Here is a 16,059-nt window from a genome sequence, read left to right as displayed (position 1 = left end):
CTGCGTCGGCACGAAACACCCTCGGGTCTCATATATGATGTACGACGTGCCGACGACGCCGCCCCTTCTGCCCCACCCGACCGCCCTGCCCTCCCGCACGGAGCACGCCCTCGCGACCATCAAGGAGGGCATCCTCAGCGGCTGCCTGGCCGCCGGACAGCCGCTGGTCGAGGCCGACCTCGCGCAGGAGCTCGCGATGTCGAAGACTCCGGTGCGCGAGGCGCTGAAGACCCTGGAGATGAGCGGGCTCGTCGTCGTGCGGCCCTACGTCGGGGTCCGTGTGCGCGAGCTCACGCAGGCGGACGCGGTGGCGATCTACGAGACCCGGCTCCTGCTGGAGCCCGAGGCCACGCGGCGCAGCGTGCTGGGCGGCGTGGACACCACGCCGGCGCGCGCCGCGCTGGAGCTCGCCGACGAGACGACCGAGCCCGCGCAGCGCAGCCTCGCGAACCGCGCGTTCCACGCGGCGCTGTGGGCGGCGGCGGACAACCCGATCCTCGTCGGCATCCTGGAGAGCCTGCGTGACCAGGCGGCGCTCGCCGCCGTCACCACCTGGGCGCGGCAGCCGAGCTGGCGCGACGAGGCGCAGGAGCACACCCAGATCCTGGCGGCCGCGGAGGCGTCCGACGCCGACCTCGCGGCCGACCTGACCCGCCGGCACATCGCCGGCTTCCTCGACCGGCTCCGGCAGGGAGGAGAACCCGTCTGACCCGCCGCACCTGATCAGCGAGGTACGGCCCGTTCACCGCCAAGTTCCCGGGCCGCACCTCTGAAGCGAGTGCTCCGAGACGGAGCACGCACGTCACTCGATGAACCACTCGATCAACCAATCGATCAACCAATCGATGAACAAGGAGCAACGATGCTCAATGGTACTCAGCAGCCCGCGCCCACCGCGGCGCGCGCCCGGCGAAGCCAGATGCGCTGGACGATCGTCGCGTTCTCCGCGCTCGGGCTCACCATCGCCTATCTCGACAGGGCGGCGCTCAGTGTCGCCCTGCCGTTCATCTCCGAGGACTTCCACATCAGCCCTGCTGTGCAGGGCGTGCTGCTGTCCTCGTTCTTCTGGACCTACGCGCTGTTCCAGGTGCCGTCCGGCTGGCTCCTGGACAAGTTCGGGCCGCGCGTCATCTACCCGATCGCCGTCGGCTGGTGGTCGCTGTGGACAGCCCTCACCGCCTTCGCGACCGGCGTCACCAGCCTGATCGTCTTCCGGCTCGGCCTCGGAATCGGCGAGGCACCCGTGCAGCCCGCGAACATCAAGGTGGTCTCCACCTGGTTCCCGCGCCGCGAGCGGGCGTTCGCCTCCAGCCTGTTCGACATGGGCCAGCAGATCGGCTCCGCCCTCTCGATCCCGATCGTCACGTGGATCGCGGTCTTCGCGGGCTGGCGATGGACCTTCGTCGCGATCGGCGCGGTCGGGATCCTGTGGATCGCCGGCTGGCTCGCGATCTACCGCGCCCCGCAGAACCACCGGCGTGTGAACGCCGCGGAGCTCGCCCACATCCGCTCCGACCAGGCCGAGATGGTGCGGCACTCCGGGGAGCCCGTGCGGTGGAGTGCGCTGCTGCGCGACAACCAGACGTGGGCGCTCATGCTCGGCTACGTGTTCCGGTCGCTCGCCGGCGCGTTCTTCCTCACCTGGTACCCCAGCTACCTGCTCAACGAGCGTGGGTTCACCGAGGCGGAGTTCGGGATGGTCGGGGCACTGCCCGCGGTCATCGCCATCGGGTCGACGGTGCTGGGCGGGATCGTCTCGGACCGGATGCTCGCGTCCGGCCTGTCCCCGAACGTCGCCCGCAAGGTGCCGATCATCTCGGGCCTCGTGCTCAGCGCGTGCATCGGCTTCAGCCCGTTCGTGGAGAGCAACGTCGTCCTCATGGTGGTCCTCACCGTCTCCAGCGCGGCGCACTCCTTCGCCGGGGCGGCGATCCTCAGCCTGCCCGCCGAGGTCTCCCCCAGCCCCGAGCGGGTCGGTTCCCTGGCCGGCTTCCAGAACTTCGGGTCGCAGGTCGGCAACCTCATCAGCCCCATCGCCATCGGCCTGGCACTGACGGCCTCCGGCGGCTCCTACCAGTGGCCCCTCGTGCTCGCGGCGGTCAGCTGCCTCGTGAGCGCCGCGATCTACGGCTTCTGGGTGCGCATCAAGCCGGTCCAGCAGCTCGACACCCGGCAGGACGCCGTCATCCCCTCGCAGAACGGAGAATCATGACCGGGCACACCCCTGGGCAGACCAGCGCCGGACACAGGAGCACCGGGCACAGCGACGTCGTCGCGCGGCTCGAGACGGTGGTCGGCATCCCCGTCGTCCCGTACGCGCCCGACGGCGACGTCGACCTCGCACTCACCGCCGAGCTCGCCGAACGGCTCATCGGGTCCGGGCTCGAGGCGATCACGCCCAACGGCAACACCGGTGAGTTCTACGCGCTGTCGCCACGAGAGCGTGCGGACGTCGCACGCACCGTGACCGACGTCGCCGGCGACCGCGCCGTGGTCATCGTGGGCGTGGGGCTCGACCCCGCGACGGCACGAGCGGAGGCCCGGCACGCCGCCGAGCTCGGCGCACACGCGATCATGGTGCACCAGCCGGTCCTCCCGTACATGTCCCGCCGGGGATGGGTCGAGTACACGGCAGCGGTCGCGAGCGCCGTGCCACGTCTCGCGGTCCTGCCGTACGTGAGCTCGCCGGCGATCCGGGGCGCAGACATCGCGGCGCTCACCCAGGAGGCACCCAACGTCGTCGGGGTGAAGTACTCGGTGCCCGATCCCGTCGCCTTCGCCGAGACGGTGCAGGCGACCGACGCCGACCTGCTCTGGATAGCGGGCCTGGCGGAGTCGTACGCGCCGTCGGCGTGGCAGGCGGGTGCGCGGGCGTTCACGTCCGGCCTGGTGAACGTGGCACCGGAGATCTCGTTCGGTCTCCTGGACGCGCTGCGGCAGGACGACACGACGCGTGCAGCGGCCGTGTGGCGCCGCATCCGCCAGTTCGAGCAGCTGCGGGCGCGGGACCGGTCGGCGGACAACGTCTCGGTGGTGAAGGAGGCCATGCACCAGCTGGGCCTGTGCGACCGGTCGGTCCGGCCCCCGAGCACGACGCTGCCGGACGCCGACCGGGCGGACGTCGCGCGCATCCTCGAGGACTGGAACAGCGAGGACCGGAACAGCAACGACCGGAACAGCGAGAGCTCAACCAGCAACGACCGGAAGGTTCGCGCATGAAGATCGACCGGCTCACCACCTACCTGCAGCGCGTCGGCGACCGTCCGCGTGTCCTGCTGCGGATCACCACCGACGACGGTATCGACGGCTGGGCGGAGATCTACAACCACGGCCCTGATCTGGCCTACCCGGCGATCATCGAGTTCATCGCCGACCAGATCGCGGGGATCGACGCGTCCCGCGTCGCCTTCGTGAACCAGCTGCTGCACCAGTCGGCGCGGTTCCCGCAGGGGGCGCTCGGCCTCGCCGCCATCGCCGCGGTGGACCACGCGCTCTGGGACATCGCGGCGAAGGCGGCAGGGGTGCCCGTGTACCAGCTGCTCGGCGGCCGGGTGCGGGACCGGGTCCGCGTCTACGCGGGCCTCTACTCCGCCCCCGACGTCGCCGAGCTGCGGGACCGCACCGCCGAGCTGCACGCGACGCTCGGCGTCGACGCCTTCAAGCTGAGCCCCTACCGGCGCGACCTGCACCGGTCTCGGTTCGGGCTCGTCGCGCGCGAGCTCGGCGACTGGTTCGGGGACATCCGCGAGGCGCATCCCGACGAGTGGGAGTTCGCGTTCGACGCGCACGGCTGCCTCTGGGAGCCACGGCAGGCGGTCGAGCTCGCCGCGGCGCTGGCGCCGAACGAGCCGATGTTCCTCGAGGAGCCGATCCGTCCCGAGTACCTCCCTGCGTGGGGACGGATCCGCGCGGAGATGACGGTCCCGTTCGCGACCGGGGAGTCGCTGTACTCGCCGAACGAGTTCCTCGGCCTGCTGAGCGTGCAGGGCGCCGACATCATCCAGCCCGACATCTGCGTCGTCGGCGGGCTGACGCAGATGCGCAAGATCGCCACCCTGGCCGAGGCGCACGACGTCCCCGTCGCCCCGCACAACCCGCTCGGCCCGCTCGCGACGGCGGCCAACGTGCACTTCGCCGCGGCGACGTGGAACTTCTCGGTGCTGGAGTACAAGCCCGACGAGGTGTCGTGGTGCCACGACCCCTACGTCCCCGTGGACGGGCATCTCGAGCTGCGGCCTGACAGACCCGGCTGGGGCATCGAGATCGACGAGGCGGCGCTGACCCAGGACGACTGGGTGCACTGGGAACGCAAGGTCCCCGTGCGAGCGGACGGGTCGACGGCATGGATGTGACCCGAAGCCCCGCACCGCGGGAGACCGGCCCGGACGACCTCGCGGCGCTCCTGCAGCACGCGGCAACGGCAGCGGACGTGCTCGCCGCCTGGCCGCGCGAGCGCCGTGCGGAGCTCCTGGAGGCGCTCGCCGACGCACTGGACGACGACCGGGAGGCACTCGTCGCGGAGGCCGACCGGGAGACCGCCCTCGGCCGGGAACGCCTCGGCGGGGAGCTCACCCGGACGGCGTTCCAGCTGCGCTTCTTCGCCGACGTCGTACGCGACGGCGGCTATCTCGAGGCGACCATCGACCACGCGGGCCCCACCCCGATGGGCCCCCGACCCGACCTGCGCCGGATGCTGGTGCCCATCGGACCCGTGGCCGTGTACGCGGCGAGCAACTTCCCGTTCGCGTTCTCGGTGCTCGGCGGTGACACGGCGTCGGCGCTCGCCGCCGGCAACCCCGTCGTCGTGAAGGCGCACCCGGGGCACCCGGCGACGTCGGAACGTGTCGCCCGGCTCGCGGAGCGGGCCGTCGCCCTCTGCGGCGCGCCGCGGGGCACCATCGCGCTCGTGCACGGTTTCGACGCGGGCCTGCTGCTCGTGTCCCATCCGGCGGTCCGGGCCGCGGGCTTCACGGGCTCGCTCGGCGGTGGGCGGGCGCTCGCCGACGCGGCGGCGGCGCGTCCCACGCCGATCCCGTTCTACGGGGAGCTCAGCAGCATCAACCCCGTGCTCGTCACGCCGAGCGCGGCGCGGACGAACGCCGACGGCTACGGCACGGGTCTCGCCGCCTCGGTGCTCCAGGGCGGCGGCCAGTTCTGCACCAAGCCAGGGCTCGTGCTCGTCCCGGCAGGCCAGGCAGGAGATCGGCTGGTGGCGGCTCTGGCCGAGGTGATCGAGCAGACCTCCGCCCGGCCCGCGCTGACCGCGGGCATGGCGTCGGCGTACGAGCAGGGCGTCACGGCCCGCACCTCGGAGGCCGCCGTCCGGGCCCGCGGGAGCAGCGCCGGCCCGGGAGCCACCCGGCCGGCTCTGCTGGAGGTCACCGCCGGATCGCTCACGCCACAGCTCGTCGAGGAGTGCTTCGGCCCGCTCGCCGTCGTCGTCCGGTACGACTCCGACGCCGAGGCGGTCACCGTCGTCGAGCAGGTGGAGGGGTCGCTCACCGCGAGCATCCTCACCGCCGGTGAGGACGACCGCGACCTGCCCGCGACACGGGCTGTGCTCACGGCGCGGGCCGGACGCGTGCTGTACGACGGCTACCCGACCGGCGTCGCCGTGAGCTGGGCGCAGCACCACGGCGGTCCGTGGCCGTCGACCAACACGCTGCACACCTCCGTGGGTGCCACGGCGATCCGTAGGTTCCTGCGGCCGCTCGCGTGGCAGCAGGCGCCCCACCACGCGCTCCCCCGGGAGCTGCGGGACGGTCCCCCGGTCGTCCCGGTGCGGATCGACGGCACGTTGGTCCTGCCCGGGGGTAGCTGACACCGCGACGCCGACCGGATCCGCGGGGCCGTCACGTAGCCGTGGCGGCCCCGCGGACCTACGCTGGACATGTCCCCAGCACTGCGACGACGACGTGGCGGTGACGCGTCATGACCTGGAACTTCCTACCGCGTGCGGCACGCGCGCCGGACCCGCTGGTGACGCTGCGCCTGCAGGTCCGGCTCGGCGAGCTCGCGGCGGAGCTGCGCCGCGTCGAGGAGGACCCCGACGTGTACGCGCGGGCCCATCACTGGTTCGCCGTCCAGAGCGCGTACGACGCGCTGCTGCGCGAGGCGTGCCGGCTCGCGGGCCTGCCGACGGGTCCGGCGCCGCTGCGTGCGGACGAGCGCGCCGCGGCGGGCGAACGGCTGCGGGAGGAGCTGGAGCTCAGCTCGCGCGGCTGGTCCTGGTGAGTGCGCCTAGGGTCGGGGCATGTTTCCCTGGCTCGAGATCGCCGGGTGGGTCGGCTCCGTCCTCGTCGTCCTGTCCCTGACGCAGGCACGCGTACTCCGCTTCCGCTGGCTCAACCTGATCGGCTCCCTCGTCGCGACCACCTACAACGCGCTCCTCGGGATCTGGCCGTTCGCCGCCATGAACGCCGCGATCAGCCTCATCAACATCTACTGGCTGTTGCGGCTCAACCGGGAGCGCCACGACGCCGCGGTGTACGAGGTCGTCGAGGTGGCGCCCGACGACGCCTACCTGCTGCACGTCCTGCGCACCCATGCCGCCGACATCGCGAGCGTCGCGCCGGAGTTCGTGGCCGTGCCGGAGCCCGGAGAGGAACGGTCGGCGTTCCTCGTGCAGCGCGGCGACGAGACGGTCGGCGTGGTCGAGGTGCGCGACGCCGGCGACGGAGTCGGCGTCGTCGAGCTCGACTGGGTGACGAAGCGGTTCCGCGACTTCACGCCCGGCGAGTTCGTGTACCGGCGCAGCGGGATCTTCGCGGGCAAGGGGTTCGACCGCGTCGTCGTGCCGCAGGCCGGACCCGGGGAGCTCGCGTACCTGCGGAGCGTCGGCTTCCGTCCGGAAGGCTCCGCCTGGGTGCGGGACGTCGTGGTGGGCAGCGGGTCCTGAGCCTTCCGGCGTCTCGACCACCCTGTCTCGACGCGTTGCTCGCCTGGTCTCCTGGTCGAACCTACCCGCGCGGACGACGCAGTAGGGTGCGGCTGGCCCGCGCGAACGACGTCAGGGCCCGAAAGGAAACGTCAGGATGTACGACCACGTCACACCGCGCCGCCGCCTGTCCGCCGGGATGCTCGTAGGGGCGCTCGCCGTGGTCCTGGCGCTCGCGGCGGTGATCGGCACGGTGTGGGTGCTGACGCGGGACGCCTCCGACCCACAGGGGGCGGCCGACGCGTCGGTGTCCCCGTCGACGTCCCCGTCGGCGTCCGCGAGCTCGCCGGCGCCGGGCCCGCGCGCCTCGGCGAGCCCGGACCCGTCACCCACCCCGAGCGCGACCCCACCCGCTCCGGCGGTGGTGACGCTCCAGGGCGTGGCGTCCGGCCGGTGCCTCGACATCCCCGGTGGCACGGCCACGGACGGCGCCGCGCTGCAGCTCTACGACTGCAACGACACCGCGAGCCAGCAGTGGACCGCGTCCCCCTCCGGGGAGCTGCGCGCCCTCGGCTCCATGTGCCTGGACGACCCGAGCGGCGGGACGTCCGGGGCCGCGGTGACGATCTGGACCTGCCACGGCGGCGCGAACCAGCAGTGGGCACCGCAGGCCGACGGCACGGTGCGCAACGCGGCCACGGGACTGTGCCTGGACGTCTCCGGCGCGGCCACCGACAACGAGACGCCGGTGATCGTGTACGACTGCCACGCCGGGGACAACCAGCGGTGGTCCGTCTCGGGGTGAGCCGAGACCAAGCCGAGCCCGAGCCGAGCCCGAGCCGAGCCCGAGCCGAGACGGACCACCGCGGGTCGGCGGTCGCCAGGTGTCACATATCAGGTGTCACATCTGGGGCGCCACCAGCTCACGCAGCGCCTCCACCACGAGAGCGTGGTCGTCCTGCTGCGCCAGGCCTGACACGGTGACGACGCCGACGATGCCGACGCCCGCGACGCGCACCGGGAAGGCCCCACCGTGCGCGGCGTACTCCTGGAACAGCAGGCCCTGGTCGGCGTTGAAGTCCTTCCCCTTCGCCCTGGCCCGCAGCCCCACCAGGTACGACGACGCCCCGAACCGGTAGACCACCCGCACCTTGCGCTTGATCCAGGAGTCGTTGTCCGGGGTCGTGCCGGGCCGCGCCGCGTGGAACACCTGCTGTGTGCCCTTGCGGATGTCCACGGCCACCGGCAGATCGCGCTCGGTCGCCAGCTCGACGAGCCGGGCGCCCAGGCGCCAGGCCTCCTCGTGCGTGAACGTGGTCAGGACCAGCTCGGCCTCCTGGGCCTCGACCTCGGCGATGGTGGAGGCGAGGTCCGTTTTGACATCTGATGAACTCATACCCCCATACTGCCGAATGCTGCCGAACGATGAGGCCCTGTCCGAATCGTCCGAAGCGCTCTATACTCAGGAACTCGGGAGTCATGAAGTGGCTCCAGGTCCGCAGGGGATCTGGGAGGTTCACATGTCATCCGTCAACCAGCCTCGTAGCACCTTCGCCGACGACGTCGGGGGTGGCTTCGGCTTCGACAGCGACCGTCCCGACCGGGTGGACGAGCTCGTCTCCCCTGCCCTTCTCGGCGAGGCGATGATCGAACGGGCCAAGAGCGTGGTCGTGGTGGCGCGTCGCTGCGACGAGGACCAGGCCGCCCAGATCCTGCTCGACGCCGCCGACAAGGCCCAGATCCCGGTGCGTGTGGCGGCCGACCAGGTCATGACCGCGCTGCAGGAGGAAGTCGACCACGGCGGCATCACGCAGCACACGCTGGCGCACGCGCTGGACTGCGTCCGGCCGCTGGAGCACCCGCAGGACGCCGGTCCGGGCGCGGGTCAGAACCTTGCCGAGGGCCCTGGCCGGGGCGCTGACGAAGGCCCCGAGCAGGCCGGCGAGCCCGTCACCGAGCCCCAGCCTGCCCTGTCCTCGGCCCACCAGGCGGCCTGACGGCTCGACGGCTTGAACAGCCGCGGCGGACCGCTCAGCCGCCCGCACGGAGGAACCCGGCGATGAGGTCGCCGAGCTCCCGGGGCCGCTCGGCGAGCATGCCGTGGCTCGCCTCCAGCTCCCTGACCTGGATGTGGTCCGGCAGCCCGGCGAGGTCGCGGCGGATACCCCGCCGGAACGCCTCCATCAGGTCCCCGCCCGGCATCCCGGGCGGGTCATGGGTCGGGATCACCACGAGGGTCGGGCAGGCGACCTGACGCAGCAGGGGGATCGTGTCCCGGAACTCGGGCGTGTACCGGACCTCCTCCAGGAGCCGTGCGGCGGGCCTGCCGTAGGTCTGCCCGTCCCGCTCGACCAGCGCCCGCTGCGGGAACATCGCCCGCAGCTCGGGCGGCAGTGGCCGGTCCATCGCCATGGCCTGGGCGTCGAAGGCGGCCTTCAGGTTCGCCAGCTCCTGGTCCCGCATGGCGGGATCCATCCCCGGATAGTTTTCCACGTCGCTCTCCGCGGACCTCAGCCCGTCCAGGTCCACGACGGCGGGGCAGTCCGGATGACGCAGGGCCCACTGCACGGCGAGCATGCCGCCGAGCGAGTGCCCGACGACCGCGGGGTCGCCCAGGCCAAGGCTCCGCACCACCGCCTCGACGTCGTCCAGGGCCCGCTCCCACTCCCAGGGTCCGTCACCGGACAGACCGTGGCCGCGCAGATCCATGGCCACGGTCCGGCACCCGCCGAGGTCCAGCTGCGTCCACGCCTCCAGCGTGCCGCCGAGACCGTGGAGCAGGAGGACGGGCCGGCCGTCCGTGCCGGAGTCCCGTACCGCGATCGGGATCTCGTGGTCAGTGACCGTCACGTCGTGCGACATGGAACCCCTTCGGCTGGTTGAGTCGCGCCTGGACCGACGCGGTGGTCACTCCGCCGTCGGGGTGGCGGGCGAGCTTCGCGCGCTTGACGAGGTCGTGCACCCCCTGCCGGGTGATGCCGAGCATCGCCCCCGCCACGGCGAACGACACCGCCGTCCGGCCCGGATGCCCGATCCGCTGGGCGACCACCCGGCCGAAGGCCGTGCTCCACCACTCGTCGGGCGGGTCGAACGGGCCGTCGGCGGGAAAGAGCGAGGCGATCAGCCGTGCCGCGGTGCGTCCCGCGAGCCGCTCGTCCCTCCCCAACAGCTGCGCGGCCCACACCTCGGCCTCGATGCGTGCTCGTTCCCTGACGGGCGCGACCACGTCGTTCACCCGGTGCGCACCGTCCGCACCATCCGGGTCGTCCGAGCCGAACAGGATCTCCAGCGGGTCGATGATCCGGCGCTCGACCAGGCTCAGCAGCTCGCCGGCCAGCGCTACGTGCTCCTCTGTGCTCACTTGACAGACGGTAGCAAGTACTTGCCACCGTCTGTCAAGTAGCCATCGCCTGTCCCGTGGCCGCCGCCCGTCCCGCGGCGACGGTCGTGGGTACCGACCGTTCGCCGGCCGGTCAGGACGTCCCGAACTGCGCCGACACGTGATAGACCCCGCCGCCCCAGCCGTCCTCGGGGAAGGCGTCGGTCACCCGGATGTAGACGGCCTTGTCCGGACCGAGGTGCGGCGTCAGGTCAAGGGTGTGGTCAGCCTTGTTGGAGCCGTCCCTGATCGGCTCGTCCTCGGCCAGCACGGTGGTCCAGGTCTCGCCGTCAGGACCGATCTCGACGACGTACTGGTTGTCGATGGTCAGGGTCGCCTCGGCGGAGGTGGCCTCGGCGGGGAACGGGAACTTGTAGACGAAATGGCTGGTGCCGTCGGCGAACCGGCTCCCGACATGGCTCAGGCCGGAGCCGCCCGCGTCCCAGAGCCACGCGAGCTCCTCCGTCGACCCGGCGTCGAAGTCGATGGTGCTCGCGACCTGGACCGTGACCCTCGTGGTGTAGCTGAGCCCCGGCTTCGCCGTGACCGTCACGGTCAGCGGATAGCTGCCGTCAGGGGTGTTCGCGGGCACCGTGACGTCGAGCGGGACGCTCGACCGGGCCGGATTGCCGTCGCCCGCCGGGGCCAGCCGGACCCGGCTCCGGGACGGGTCCACCGTCCAGCCCTCCGGACCGCTGACCCGCACGTCGGCTCGCACGGGCCGCCCGTCCGACGTCGCCGCCACCTCGACCGCGGTCCGCACCGCCGACGTCGCGCCAGGGCTGGGCATCACGACCAGCTGCGTCGGGGACATCGTCGCGGACAGTGACCGGCTCGGCGCGTCCTGGGGGACGTCGGCGATCAACGCGCTGAGGGCACTGGCCTGGGTACGCCAGTCGAAGACGTTCGGCGACGCCTCGGTGCTCGCACCCGCCCAGCGCAGGCCCAGCCGCTCCGCGGAGTCGCGGTCGTTCGCCCAGATCGACTCGGCCTGGCGGTCCACGAACTCCTCGTAGCGCGGGTCGCCCGTGGTGTCGGCCAGCTCCGTGAAGTACCGCATGAAGATGCCCTTGAACTGCTTCTGGTTGTCGTCGCACGTCCGCCCCAGCGGATCGCACGACTCCGTGAGCACCCCGCCGGTGACCAGCGCGTCAGATCCGAGCGCCGCGTCGGCCAGCTCCCGCGCGGCGCCGAGCAGCTCCGCGTCTCCCGTCGCCCGGTACAGCTCGAGCGCGGCACCGATGCCGAGGCCCTGGTTGTAGCTCCACACGGTGTCGCGATTGTTGGCGCAGTCGTCGGTCAGCCCGTCGTTGACCAGGCCCTCGGCGTTGATCATGCCGCTGGCGGTGTACCAGTCCCAGGCCTCCTCGGCCCGCTCCAGCCACGCCGTGTCACCCGGGATGCGGTTGTGCAGCTCGGCCGTCAGCCGGATCCACTGGCCGTTGGTGACGGCGTTCTTGTAGGTCCGTTCCTCGTTCCACCAGATCCCGCCGCCGCAGGTGCTCGGGTCCCAGAACCCGTGCATGAAGTCGGCGATGGTGCCCGCCATGTCGAGGTACTTCTGGTCGCCGGTCAGGTCGTAGGCGGTGACCCAGTTCAGCGCCCACCACCCGGCGTCGTCGATCGCGCGGCTCGTGAAGTTGCCGTAGATCTCGTCGGTCGACCGCTCGCCGGCCGGGAACGGGCCCTTGTTGGTCTCGAAGCTGTGGTCCAGCTCGTCGACGTAGCTCCGGTCGCCGGTGCGCAGCATGTAGTCGCCCATGGTCTGCAGCGCGACGGCGGAGTTCCACCAGCTCGACGGGAACCAGGCCTTCTGCTCGTCGTACGAGTCCAGCAGGACCTCGGTGGCGACGCGGGCGCGGGCGACCTCGGTCGAGCCGGAGGACGTCGGATCCCCCGGCGGTGTGGCGGCTTGCACCGCGACGACCGGCTGCAGACCGACGACGACGGCAAGGCTGATCAGGACAAGGCGGATGCGACGCAGCATCGACATCGATGAGCTCCTCCCCCGGGTGCAACGTTGCGTCCCGGATTCGTCTCAAAACCTATAGGAGGAAAGGGTTAAATGCACCCATCTGTTGACGTGGATCTGCCGATCCGGAACGGGCCTCAGCGCGTCGAGCTGCCCTGCACCAGCTCGGTCGGCAGCGTGACCTTCCTGACCTGCCCGGCGCCGCGGATCTGGCGAAGAACGAGGTCGACCGCCTCGTGCCCCATGCGGGACTCGTCCTGCCGGATATGCGTGAACCGGTAGCGAGCCTTGTCGTAGAAGGCGTCCGGGTGGTCGAAACAGACGATGCCGAGGTCACCGGGGACGGTCCGTCCGGCCCGCTGGGCGGCCTCGCGGAGCAGGACGGCGATGTTGTACTCCGTGGCGACCAGCCCTGTCAGACCGGGGTTGGTGGCGAGGAACTTCTCGAGCTCGGCGATGTCGTCGTCGGGCGAGACGCCACTGCCCGGAACCGTGGACCGGACCTGCCGGAACTGGTGGGCCGGGTCGAACGGGACGTGCCGGGTCGCGTGCGCGGCGACGACGCCGTCCAACCGGTCCTGCACCGTCGAGACGTTGCTGGCGGCCGACACCAGCCCGACGTGGTCGTAGCCCGCGGCGAACAGGACGTCGGCGGCCTGGCGTCCCGCCGAGACGTTGTCGGAGCAGACCGACGACACCGGGACACCGTCGAACACCCGGTCGAGGATGGCCACCGGGAACGACTGGGTGATCAGCTCCAGGACCGCCGGTGCCACGTACTGCGACGAGCTCGGTTCGAGGACCAGCCCCTGGACGCCGTCGGCCACGAGGCCCCGCACCATGTCGTCCTCCGCCTCACGGTTGCCCAGGCTGCGCTTGATCACGAGGTTCGCGACGGTGCTCGACGCGTCGAGCAGCCCGGCCAGCACCCGCGTGCCGAAGGTGTCGTCGAAGTCCGTCAGGACGCACCCGATCAACGGGGTGGGTCCGCTCCCGGTGCTGACGGCGTTCGTGGCGGTCTCGCTGACGACGACGGTGCCCAGCCGGGGCCGCCGGGTGATGTAGCCGTCGGCGCGCAGCAGGTCCATCGCGCGCTTGAGCGTGATGGCGCTGACCCCGAGCTGCTTGGTCAGCTCGGCCTCGGCGGGCATCCGGTCGCCGACACCGTAGGTGCCTGCATGGATCGCCTCGCGGAGCTTCTCGTACACCTCGAGGTAGAGCGGCTGGCTCACACGTGCCCCTTCACCGATCGGACGTGGCAGATGAATCTACCGTGCCCCACCGGGTGCGGCGGGTCATCGCCGCGCCTCGAGCGACGCACGCAGCTCGAGCGCCATGACGGCGCTCAGCTGGCTCGAGTAGAAGACCGGCGGCTCCGCGGGACGACGCCAGTCACCGCCCGCCAGCAGGTACCCGTCGCGTCGGCTCGTCTCCCACAGTCGGTCGGTGCTCGTGCGGACGAAGTCCACCAGCGGCGCGGCGTCGGACGACGTCGGGCCGATCCGGTCCAGGAGCGTGCCCAGGTACCGGTAGAGCACGCCCTTGAAGAGGCCCTCGTCGCCCCCGCCACCCTCGCTGCCGACGACTCCGTCGGGCGCCAGCTCGGCCAGCGCCGTCCTGGCGGTACGCAGCGCCCGGCCCACCAGCTCCGGCTCGTGCAGTACTCCGTCGAGGGCGACCGCGGCACCGATGTACAGGCCCTGGTTGTAGGTGAAGCGCCACTGGGTGTCGATGCGGCCGTCGCCCCCGCGGTTGATGCCGTCCTCGACGAACCCGTCAGGCCCCACCAGCGTGGCGGTGATCCAGTCGAACGCCACCGTGCCGTGGTCCAGGTACCTCGGGTCGGGATCGTGCCCGTGCAGGCGCGCGGACAGGATGGCGAACGGGCCGTTGGCCGGTGTGTTCTTGTAGTAGGGCTGCTGCTTGCGCCAGGCCACGCTCGCACCGTGGGTGTCGTTCCACCCGTGCTCGACGACGTGCTCCCAGATGGCGCGTGCGTCGTCCAGCGGCTCGTTCCGGCCCGTGGCACGCGCCAGTCGTTCCAGGGCCAGCGCGTACCAGAGCATGTCATCGAAGTAGTCGTTGAACAGCGACCCCTCGTTGCGGGCGCGCAGGTTGGTGCTCGTCGCCTCGGCCGCCGTCAGCCACTCCTGATCCCCTGTCCGGGCGAACGCGTCGAGGCGCGCATCGATGACGTGGGCCAGCCACCAGTAGTTGAACGTCGAGTTGTCCCCGACCGGGTAGGTGTTGTCGAGCAGCTGCGGCTCGGCCGTGCCGAAGAAGTGGTCCAGGCTGCGCTGGGCCAGGTCGGCGCGATCGGACCACGGGTTCGAGCGGCTACTCGGGTCCGCGGAGGTCTGGGCCGGGCTCGGGGTGGCGGAGTTCGGGTTGTCCATGGCTGTGTGGGGCGTCCTTACTGCGCGTGGCACGCGCTGGTGGTGGCGCGTGCCACGCGCCCGGGCGGGACGCGTGGCACGCGTGGTCACTGCAGGTGGTCACTGCAGGTGGTCGGTCACTGCGCGTTGTCCGCGAGGATCCGGTCGCCCAGCTCCTGCGCCTCGCCCAGCGCCGTCCGGGCGTCGATCTCGCCACCCAGGAACCGCTCCAGCGCGGGGATGAGCGCCTTGCCCTCGACGTCGGAGGCGCCCGGGATGTTGGAGCGCACCTCGGCGTACTCCATGGTCTCGATGAACGCCTGGTACCGGTCGTCCTTGGTGAAGTACGGGTCGTTGGCCGCCTCGACGTTCGCGGGGATCCAGCCGGAGATCTTCGCGAAGTCCACGCCGTTGGCCGGCTGGGTGGTCCACCACTTCATGAACTCCCAGGCGCCGTCCGGGTTCTCGGCGCCCTGCGGGATGACCAGGCCGAAGCCGCCCATGCCGGCACCCTGGTCGCCGTCGGGTCCGACGGGCGGCTGGACGATGCCGTAGTTGGTCTCTGCCTCGTCCAGCGCGGTCAGCGCCCACGGGCCGTCGTACTTGATCGCCAGCTTGTCCTCGGCGAACGAGTCGACGCCCTCGCCGAAGCCCGGCTCGTACACGCCGGCGTCGAGCAGGCTCTGCCAGAACTCGAGCACCTCCAGGCCCTCCGGGCTGTTGAACGCCGTGGCGGTACCGTCGTCGCTGAACATCTGGCCGCCCGCCTGCTTGAGCCAGATGTTGAACAGGCCCGGGTCGTCGAGGGCAAAGCCGGCGACGCTCAGCTTGCCGCCCTCCCGCACGGTGGTCGCCTCGGCGGCCGCCTTGAGCGTGTCCCAGTCCGTGGGCGGCTCGACGTCGGCCTCCTTCAGCAGGTCGGCGTTGTAGAAGAGGGACCGGTTGTCGACGAGCAGCGGCAGGCCGTAGGTCTCACCGTCGACGACGAGCTCGCCCATCGCCTGCTCGTAGAACTGTGCCGTGTCGACGCCGTCGGCCTCCAGGTACTCGTCGATCGGCGCGAGGGCGTTCTTGGGCACGTACAGCGGGGTGGCGTACCGGTCCCAGAGCACGACGTCGGGCACGCTGCCCGAGGCCAGCGCGGTGAGCAGCTTCTCCTCGACGAGCTCCTGCCCCACGTACTTGACCTCGTACTCGTCCTGCGCCGCGTTGAAGGCGTCAGCCTGCTTCTGGAGCTGCTTGGCCTGGGCACCGGACCAGGAACCCCAGAAGGTGACCTGCTCGGGGCCTCCTCCCGAGCCGCCGTCGGACCCGCCGCCGCAGGCGCTCAGGGTCCCTGCCAGGACCGCCGCCGCGGCGAGCGCCCCGGCGATTCGTGTAGCACGCTTCATGACTCTGCTCCTTTGCAGTTTCGTTTGCATCGTTCGTGAGTCGTCCGTCGAGCTGTCCGTCGACG

Annotated in this window: 16 protein-coding genes; 9 read left to right on the top strand and 7 right to left on the bottom strand. The window is 71.4% G+C overall.

Features of this window, described 5'->3' with window-relative positions; genetic code table 11:
* The first annotated feature begins 37 nt into the window (after positions 1–37).
* The 8 genes from LUU90_RS15570 (at position 38) to LUU90_RS15535 (ending at position 7,682) form a co-directional block, all read left to right on the top strand.
* Complete coding sequence (locus tag LUU90_RS15570) at positions 38–709, top strand: GntR family transcriptional regulator (RefSeq protein ID WP_275004459.1); 672 nt, start codon at positions 38–40, stop codon at positions 707–709.
* Between the two features lie 153 nt (positions 710–862).
* Positions 863–2,212 carry an MFS transporter gene (locus LUU90_RS15565; RefSeq protein WP_275004407.1) on the top strand — a complete coding sequence of 450 codons (1,350 nt, stop codon included), beginning with the start codon at positions 863–865 and terminating at the stop codon, positions 2,210–2,212.
* Positions 2,209–3,219, top strand: coding sequence for a dihydrodipicolinate synthase family protein (locus LUU90_RS15560; protein ID WP_275004406.1), 1,011 nt, complete (start codon positions 2,209–2,211; stop codon positions 3,217–3,219). The genes LUU90_RS15565 and LUU90_RS15560 overlap by 4 nt, the downstream gene beginning before the upstream one ends.
* Positions 3,216–4,352 carry a mandelate racemase/muconate lactonizing enzyme family protein gene (locus tag LUU90_RS15555; protein ID WP_275004405.1) on the top strand — a complete coding sequence of 379 codons (1,137 nt, stop codon included), beginning with the start codon at positions 3,216–3,218 and terminating at the stop codon, positions 4,350–4,352. The genes LUU90_RS15560 and LUU90_RS15555 overlap by 4 nt, the downstream gene beginning before the upstream one ends.
* Positions 4,343–5,821 carry an aldehyde dehydrogenase (NADP(+)) gene (locus LUU90_RS15550; RefSeq protein WP_275004404.1) on the top strand — a complete coding sequence of 493 codons (1,479 nt, stop codon included), beginning with the start codon at positions 4,343–4,345 and terminating at the stop codon, positions 5,819–5,821. Before LUU90_RS15555 ends, LUU90_RS15550 begins: the two co-directional genes overlap by 10 nt.
* Positions 5,822–5,931: 110 nt before the next feature.
* Complete coding sequence (locus LUU90_RS15545; RefSeq protein WP_275004403.1) at positions 5,932–6,234, top strand: hypothetical protein; 303 nt, start codon at positions 5,932–5,934, stop codon at positions 6,232–6,234.
* A gap of 19 nt (positions 6,235–6,253) precedes the next feature.
* Entirely contained in the window at positions 6,254–6,898 is a 645-nt protein-coding gene (locus LUU90_RS15540; RefSeq protein WP_275004402.1) for a hypothetical protein, read from the top strand.
* Between the two features lie 136 nt (positions 6,899–7,034).
* Positions 7,035–7,682 carry an RICIN domain-containing protein gene (locus LUU90_RS15535; protein ID WP_275004400.1) on the top strand — a complete coding sequence of 216 codons (648 nt, stop codon included), beginning with the start codon at positions 7,035–7,037 and terminating at the stop codon, positions 7,680–7,682.
* 96 nt (positions 7,683–7,778) lie between these two features.
* Here the strand turns inward: LUU90_RS15535 and LUU90_RS15530 are convergent, their stop codons facing one another.
* Positions 7,779–8,273 (bottom strand): heme-degrading domain-containing protein, encoded by a 495-nt coding sequence (locus LUU90_RS15530; protein WP_275004399.1) that lies wholly within the window; start codon positions 8,271–8,273, stop codon positions 7,779–7,781.
* Between the two features lie 124 nt (positions 8,274–8,397).
* Here LUU90_RS15530 and LUU90_RS15525 point away from each other — a divergent pair, with 124 nt between their 5' ends.
* The gene (locus LUU90_RS15525; RefSeq protein WP_275004397.1) at positions 8,398–8,874 is read left to right on the top strand and encodes an ANTAR domain-containing protein; all 477 of its coding nucleotides are present in this window, start codon (positions 8,398–8,400) and stop codon (positions 8,872–8,874) included.
* A 34-nt stretch (positions 8,875–8,908) separates the two neighbouring features.
* Here LUU90_RS15525 and LUU90_RS15520 read toward each other — a convergent pair whose 3' ends face one another.
* From LUU90_RS15520 to LUU90_RS15495, 6 genes are all read right to left on the bottom strand, one after another.
* Positions 8,909–9,739, bottom strand: a complete 831-nt coding sequence (locus LUU90_RS15520; RefSeq protein WP_275004396.1) for an alpha/beta fold hydrolase — start codon at positions 9,737–9,739, stop codon at positions 8,909–8,911.
* On the bottom strand, positions 9,714–10,238 hold the full coding sequence (locus LUU90_RS15515; protein WP_275004395.1) for a hypothetical protein: 525 nt from the start codon (positions 10,236–10,238) through the stop codon (positions 9,714–9,716). The genes LUU90_RS15520 and LUU90_RS15515 overlap by 26 nt, the downstream gene beginning before the upstream one ends.
* 112 nt (positions 10,239–10,350) lie before the next feature.
* Entirely contained in the window at positions 10,351–12,249 is a 1,899-nt protein-coding gene (locus LUU90_RS15510) for a glycoside hydrolase family 76 protein (RefSeq protein WP_275004393.1), read from the bottom strand.
* Between the two features lie 116 nt (positions 12,250–12,365).
* Positions 12,366–13,460, bottom strand: a complete 1,095-nt coding sequence (locus LUU90_RS15505) for a GntR family transcriptional regulator (protein ID WP_275004391.1) — start codon at positions 13,458–13,460, stop codon at positions 12,366–12,368.
* 63 nt (positions 13,461–13,523) lie between these two features.
* Entirely contained in the window at positions 13,524–14,624 is a 1,101-nt protein-coding gene (locus LUU90_RS15500; RefSeq protein ID WP_275004390.1) for a glycoside hydrolase family 76 protein, read from the bottom strand.
* Between the two features lie 116 nt (positions 14,625–14,740).
* Complete coding sequence (locus tag LUU90_RS15495; RefSeq protein ID WP_275004388.1) at positions 14,741–15,994, bottom strand: ABC transporter substrate-binding protein; 1,254 nt, start codon at positions 15,992–15,994, stop codon at positions 14,741–14,743.
* Between the last annotated feature and the right edge of the window lie 65 nt (positions 15,995–16,059).

This window comes from Promicromonospora iranensis (genome assembly GCF_028994775.1).
Classification (GTDB): Bacteria; Actinomycetota; Actinomycetes; order Actinomycetales; family Cellulomonadaceae; genus Promicromonospora; species Promicromonospora iranensis_A.
The sequence above is the reverse complement of the archived record's forward strand: the minus strand, read 5'-3'. Positions and strand labels throughout refer to the sequence as shown.

Bases quoted from the DNA above. Each gene is read 5' to 3' on its own strand.
- LUU90_RS15570 (WP_275004459.1), top strand. From the start codon at position 38: ATGTACGACGTGCCGACGACGCCGCCCCTTCTGCCCCACCCGACCGCC.
- LUU90_RS15565 (WP_275004407.1), top strand. From the start codon at position 863: ATGCTCAATGGTACTCAGCAGCCCGCGCCCACCGCGGCGCGCGCCCGG.
- LUU90_RS15560 (WP_275004406.1), top strand. From the start codon at position 2,209: ATGACCGGGCACACCCCTGGGCAGACCAGCGCCGGACACAGGAGCACC.
- LUU90_RS15555 (WP_275004405.1), top strand. From the start codon at position 3,216: ATGAAGATCGACCGGCTCACCACCTACCTGCAGCGCGTCGGCGACCGT.
- LUU90_RS15550 (WP_275004404.1), top strand. From the start codon at position 4,343: ATGGATGTGACCCGAAGCCCCGCACCGCGGGAGACCGGCCCGGACGAC.
- LUU90_RS15545 (WP_275004403.1), top strand. From the start codon at position 5,932: ATGACCTGGAACTTCCTACCGCGTGCGGCACGCGCGCCGGACCCGCTG.
- LUU90_RS15540 (WP_275004402.1), top strand. From the start codon at position 6,254: ATGTTTCCCTGGCTCGAGATCGCCGGGTGGGTCGGCTCCGTCCTCGTC.
- LUU90_RS15535 (WP_275004400.1), top strand. From the start codon at position 7,035: ATGTACGACCACGTCACACCGCGCCGCCGCCTGTCCGCCGGGATGCTC.
- LUU90_RS15530 (WP_275004399.1), bottom strand. From the start codon at position 8,273: ATGAGTTCATCAGATGTCAAAACGGACCTCGCCTCCACCATCGCCGAG.
- LUU90_RS15525 (WP_275004397.1), top strand. From the start codon at position 8,398: ATGTCATCCGTCAACCAGCCTCGTAGCACCTTCGCCGACGACGTCGGG.
- LUU90_RS15520 (WP_275004396.1), bottom strand. From the start codon at position 9,739: ATGTCGCACGACGTGACGGTCACTGACCACGAGATCCCGATCGCGGTA.
- LUU90_RS15510 (WP_275004393.1), bottom strand. From the start codon at position 12,249: ATGTCGATGCTGCGTCGCATCCGCCTTGTCCTGATCAGCCTTGCCGTC.
- LUU90_RS15500 (WP_275004390.1), bottom strand. From the start codon at position 14,624: ATGGACAACCCGAACTCCGCCACCCCGAGCCCGGCCCAGACCTCCGCG.
- LUU90_RS15495 (WP_275004388.1), bottom strand. From the start codon at position 15,994: ATGAAGCGTGCTACACGAATCGCCGGGGCGCTCGCCGCGGCGGCGGTC.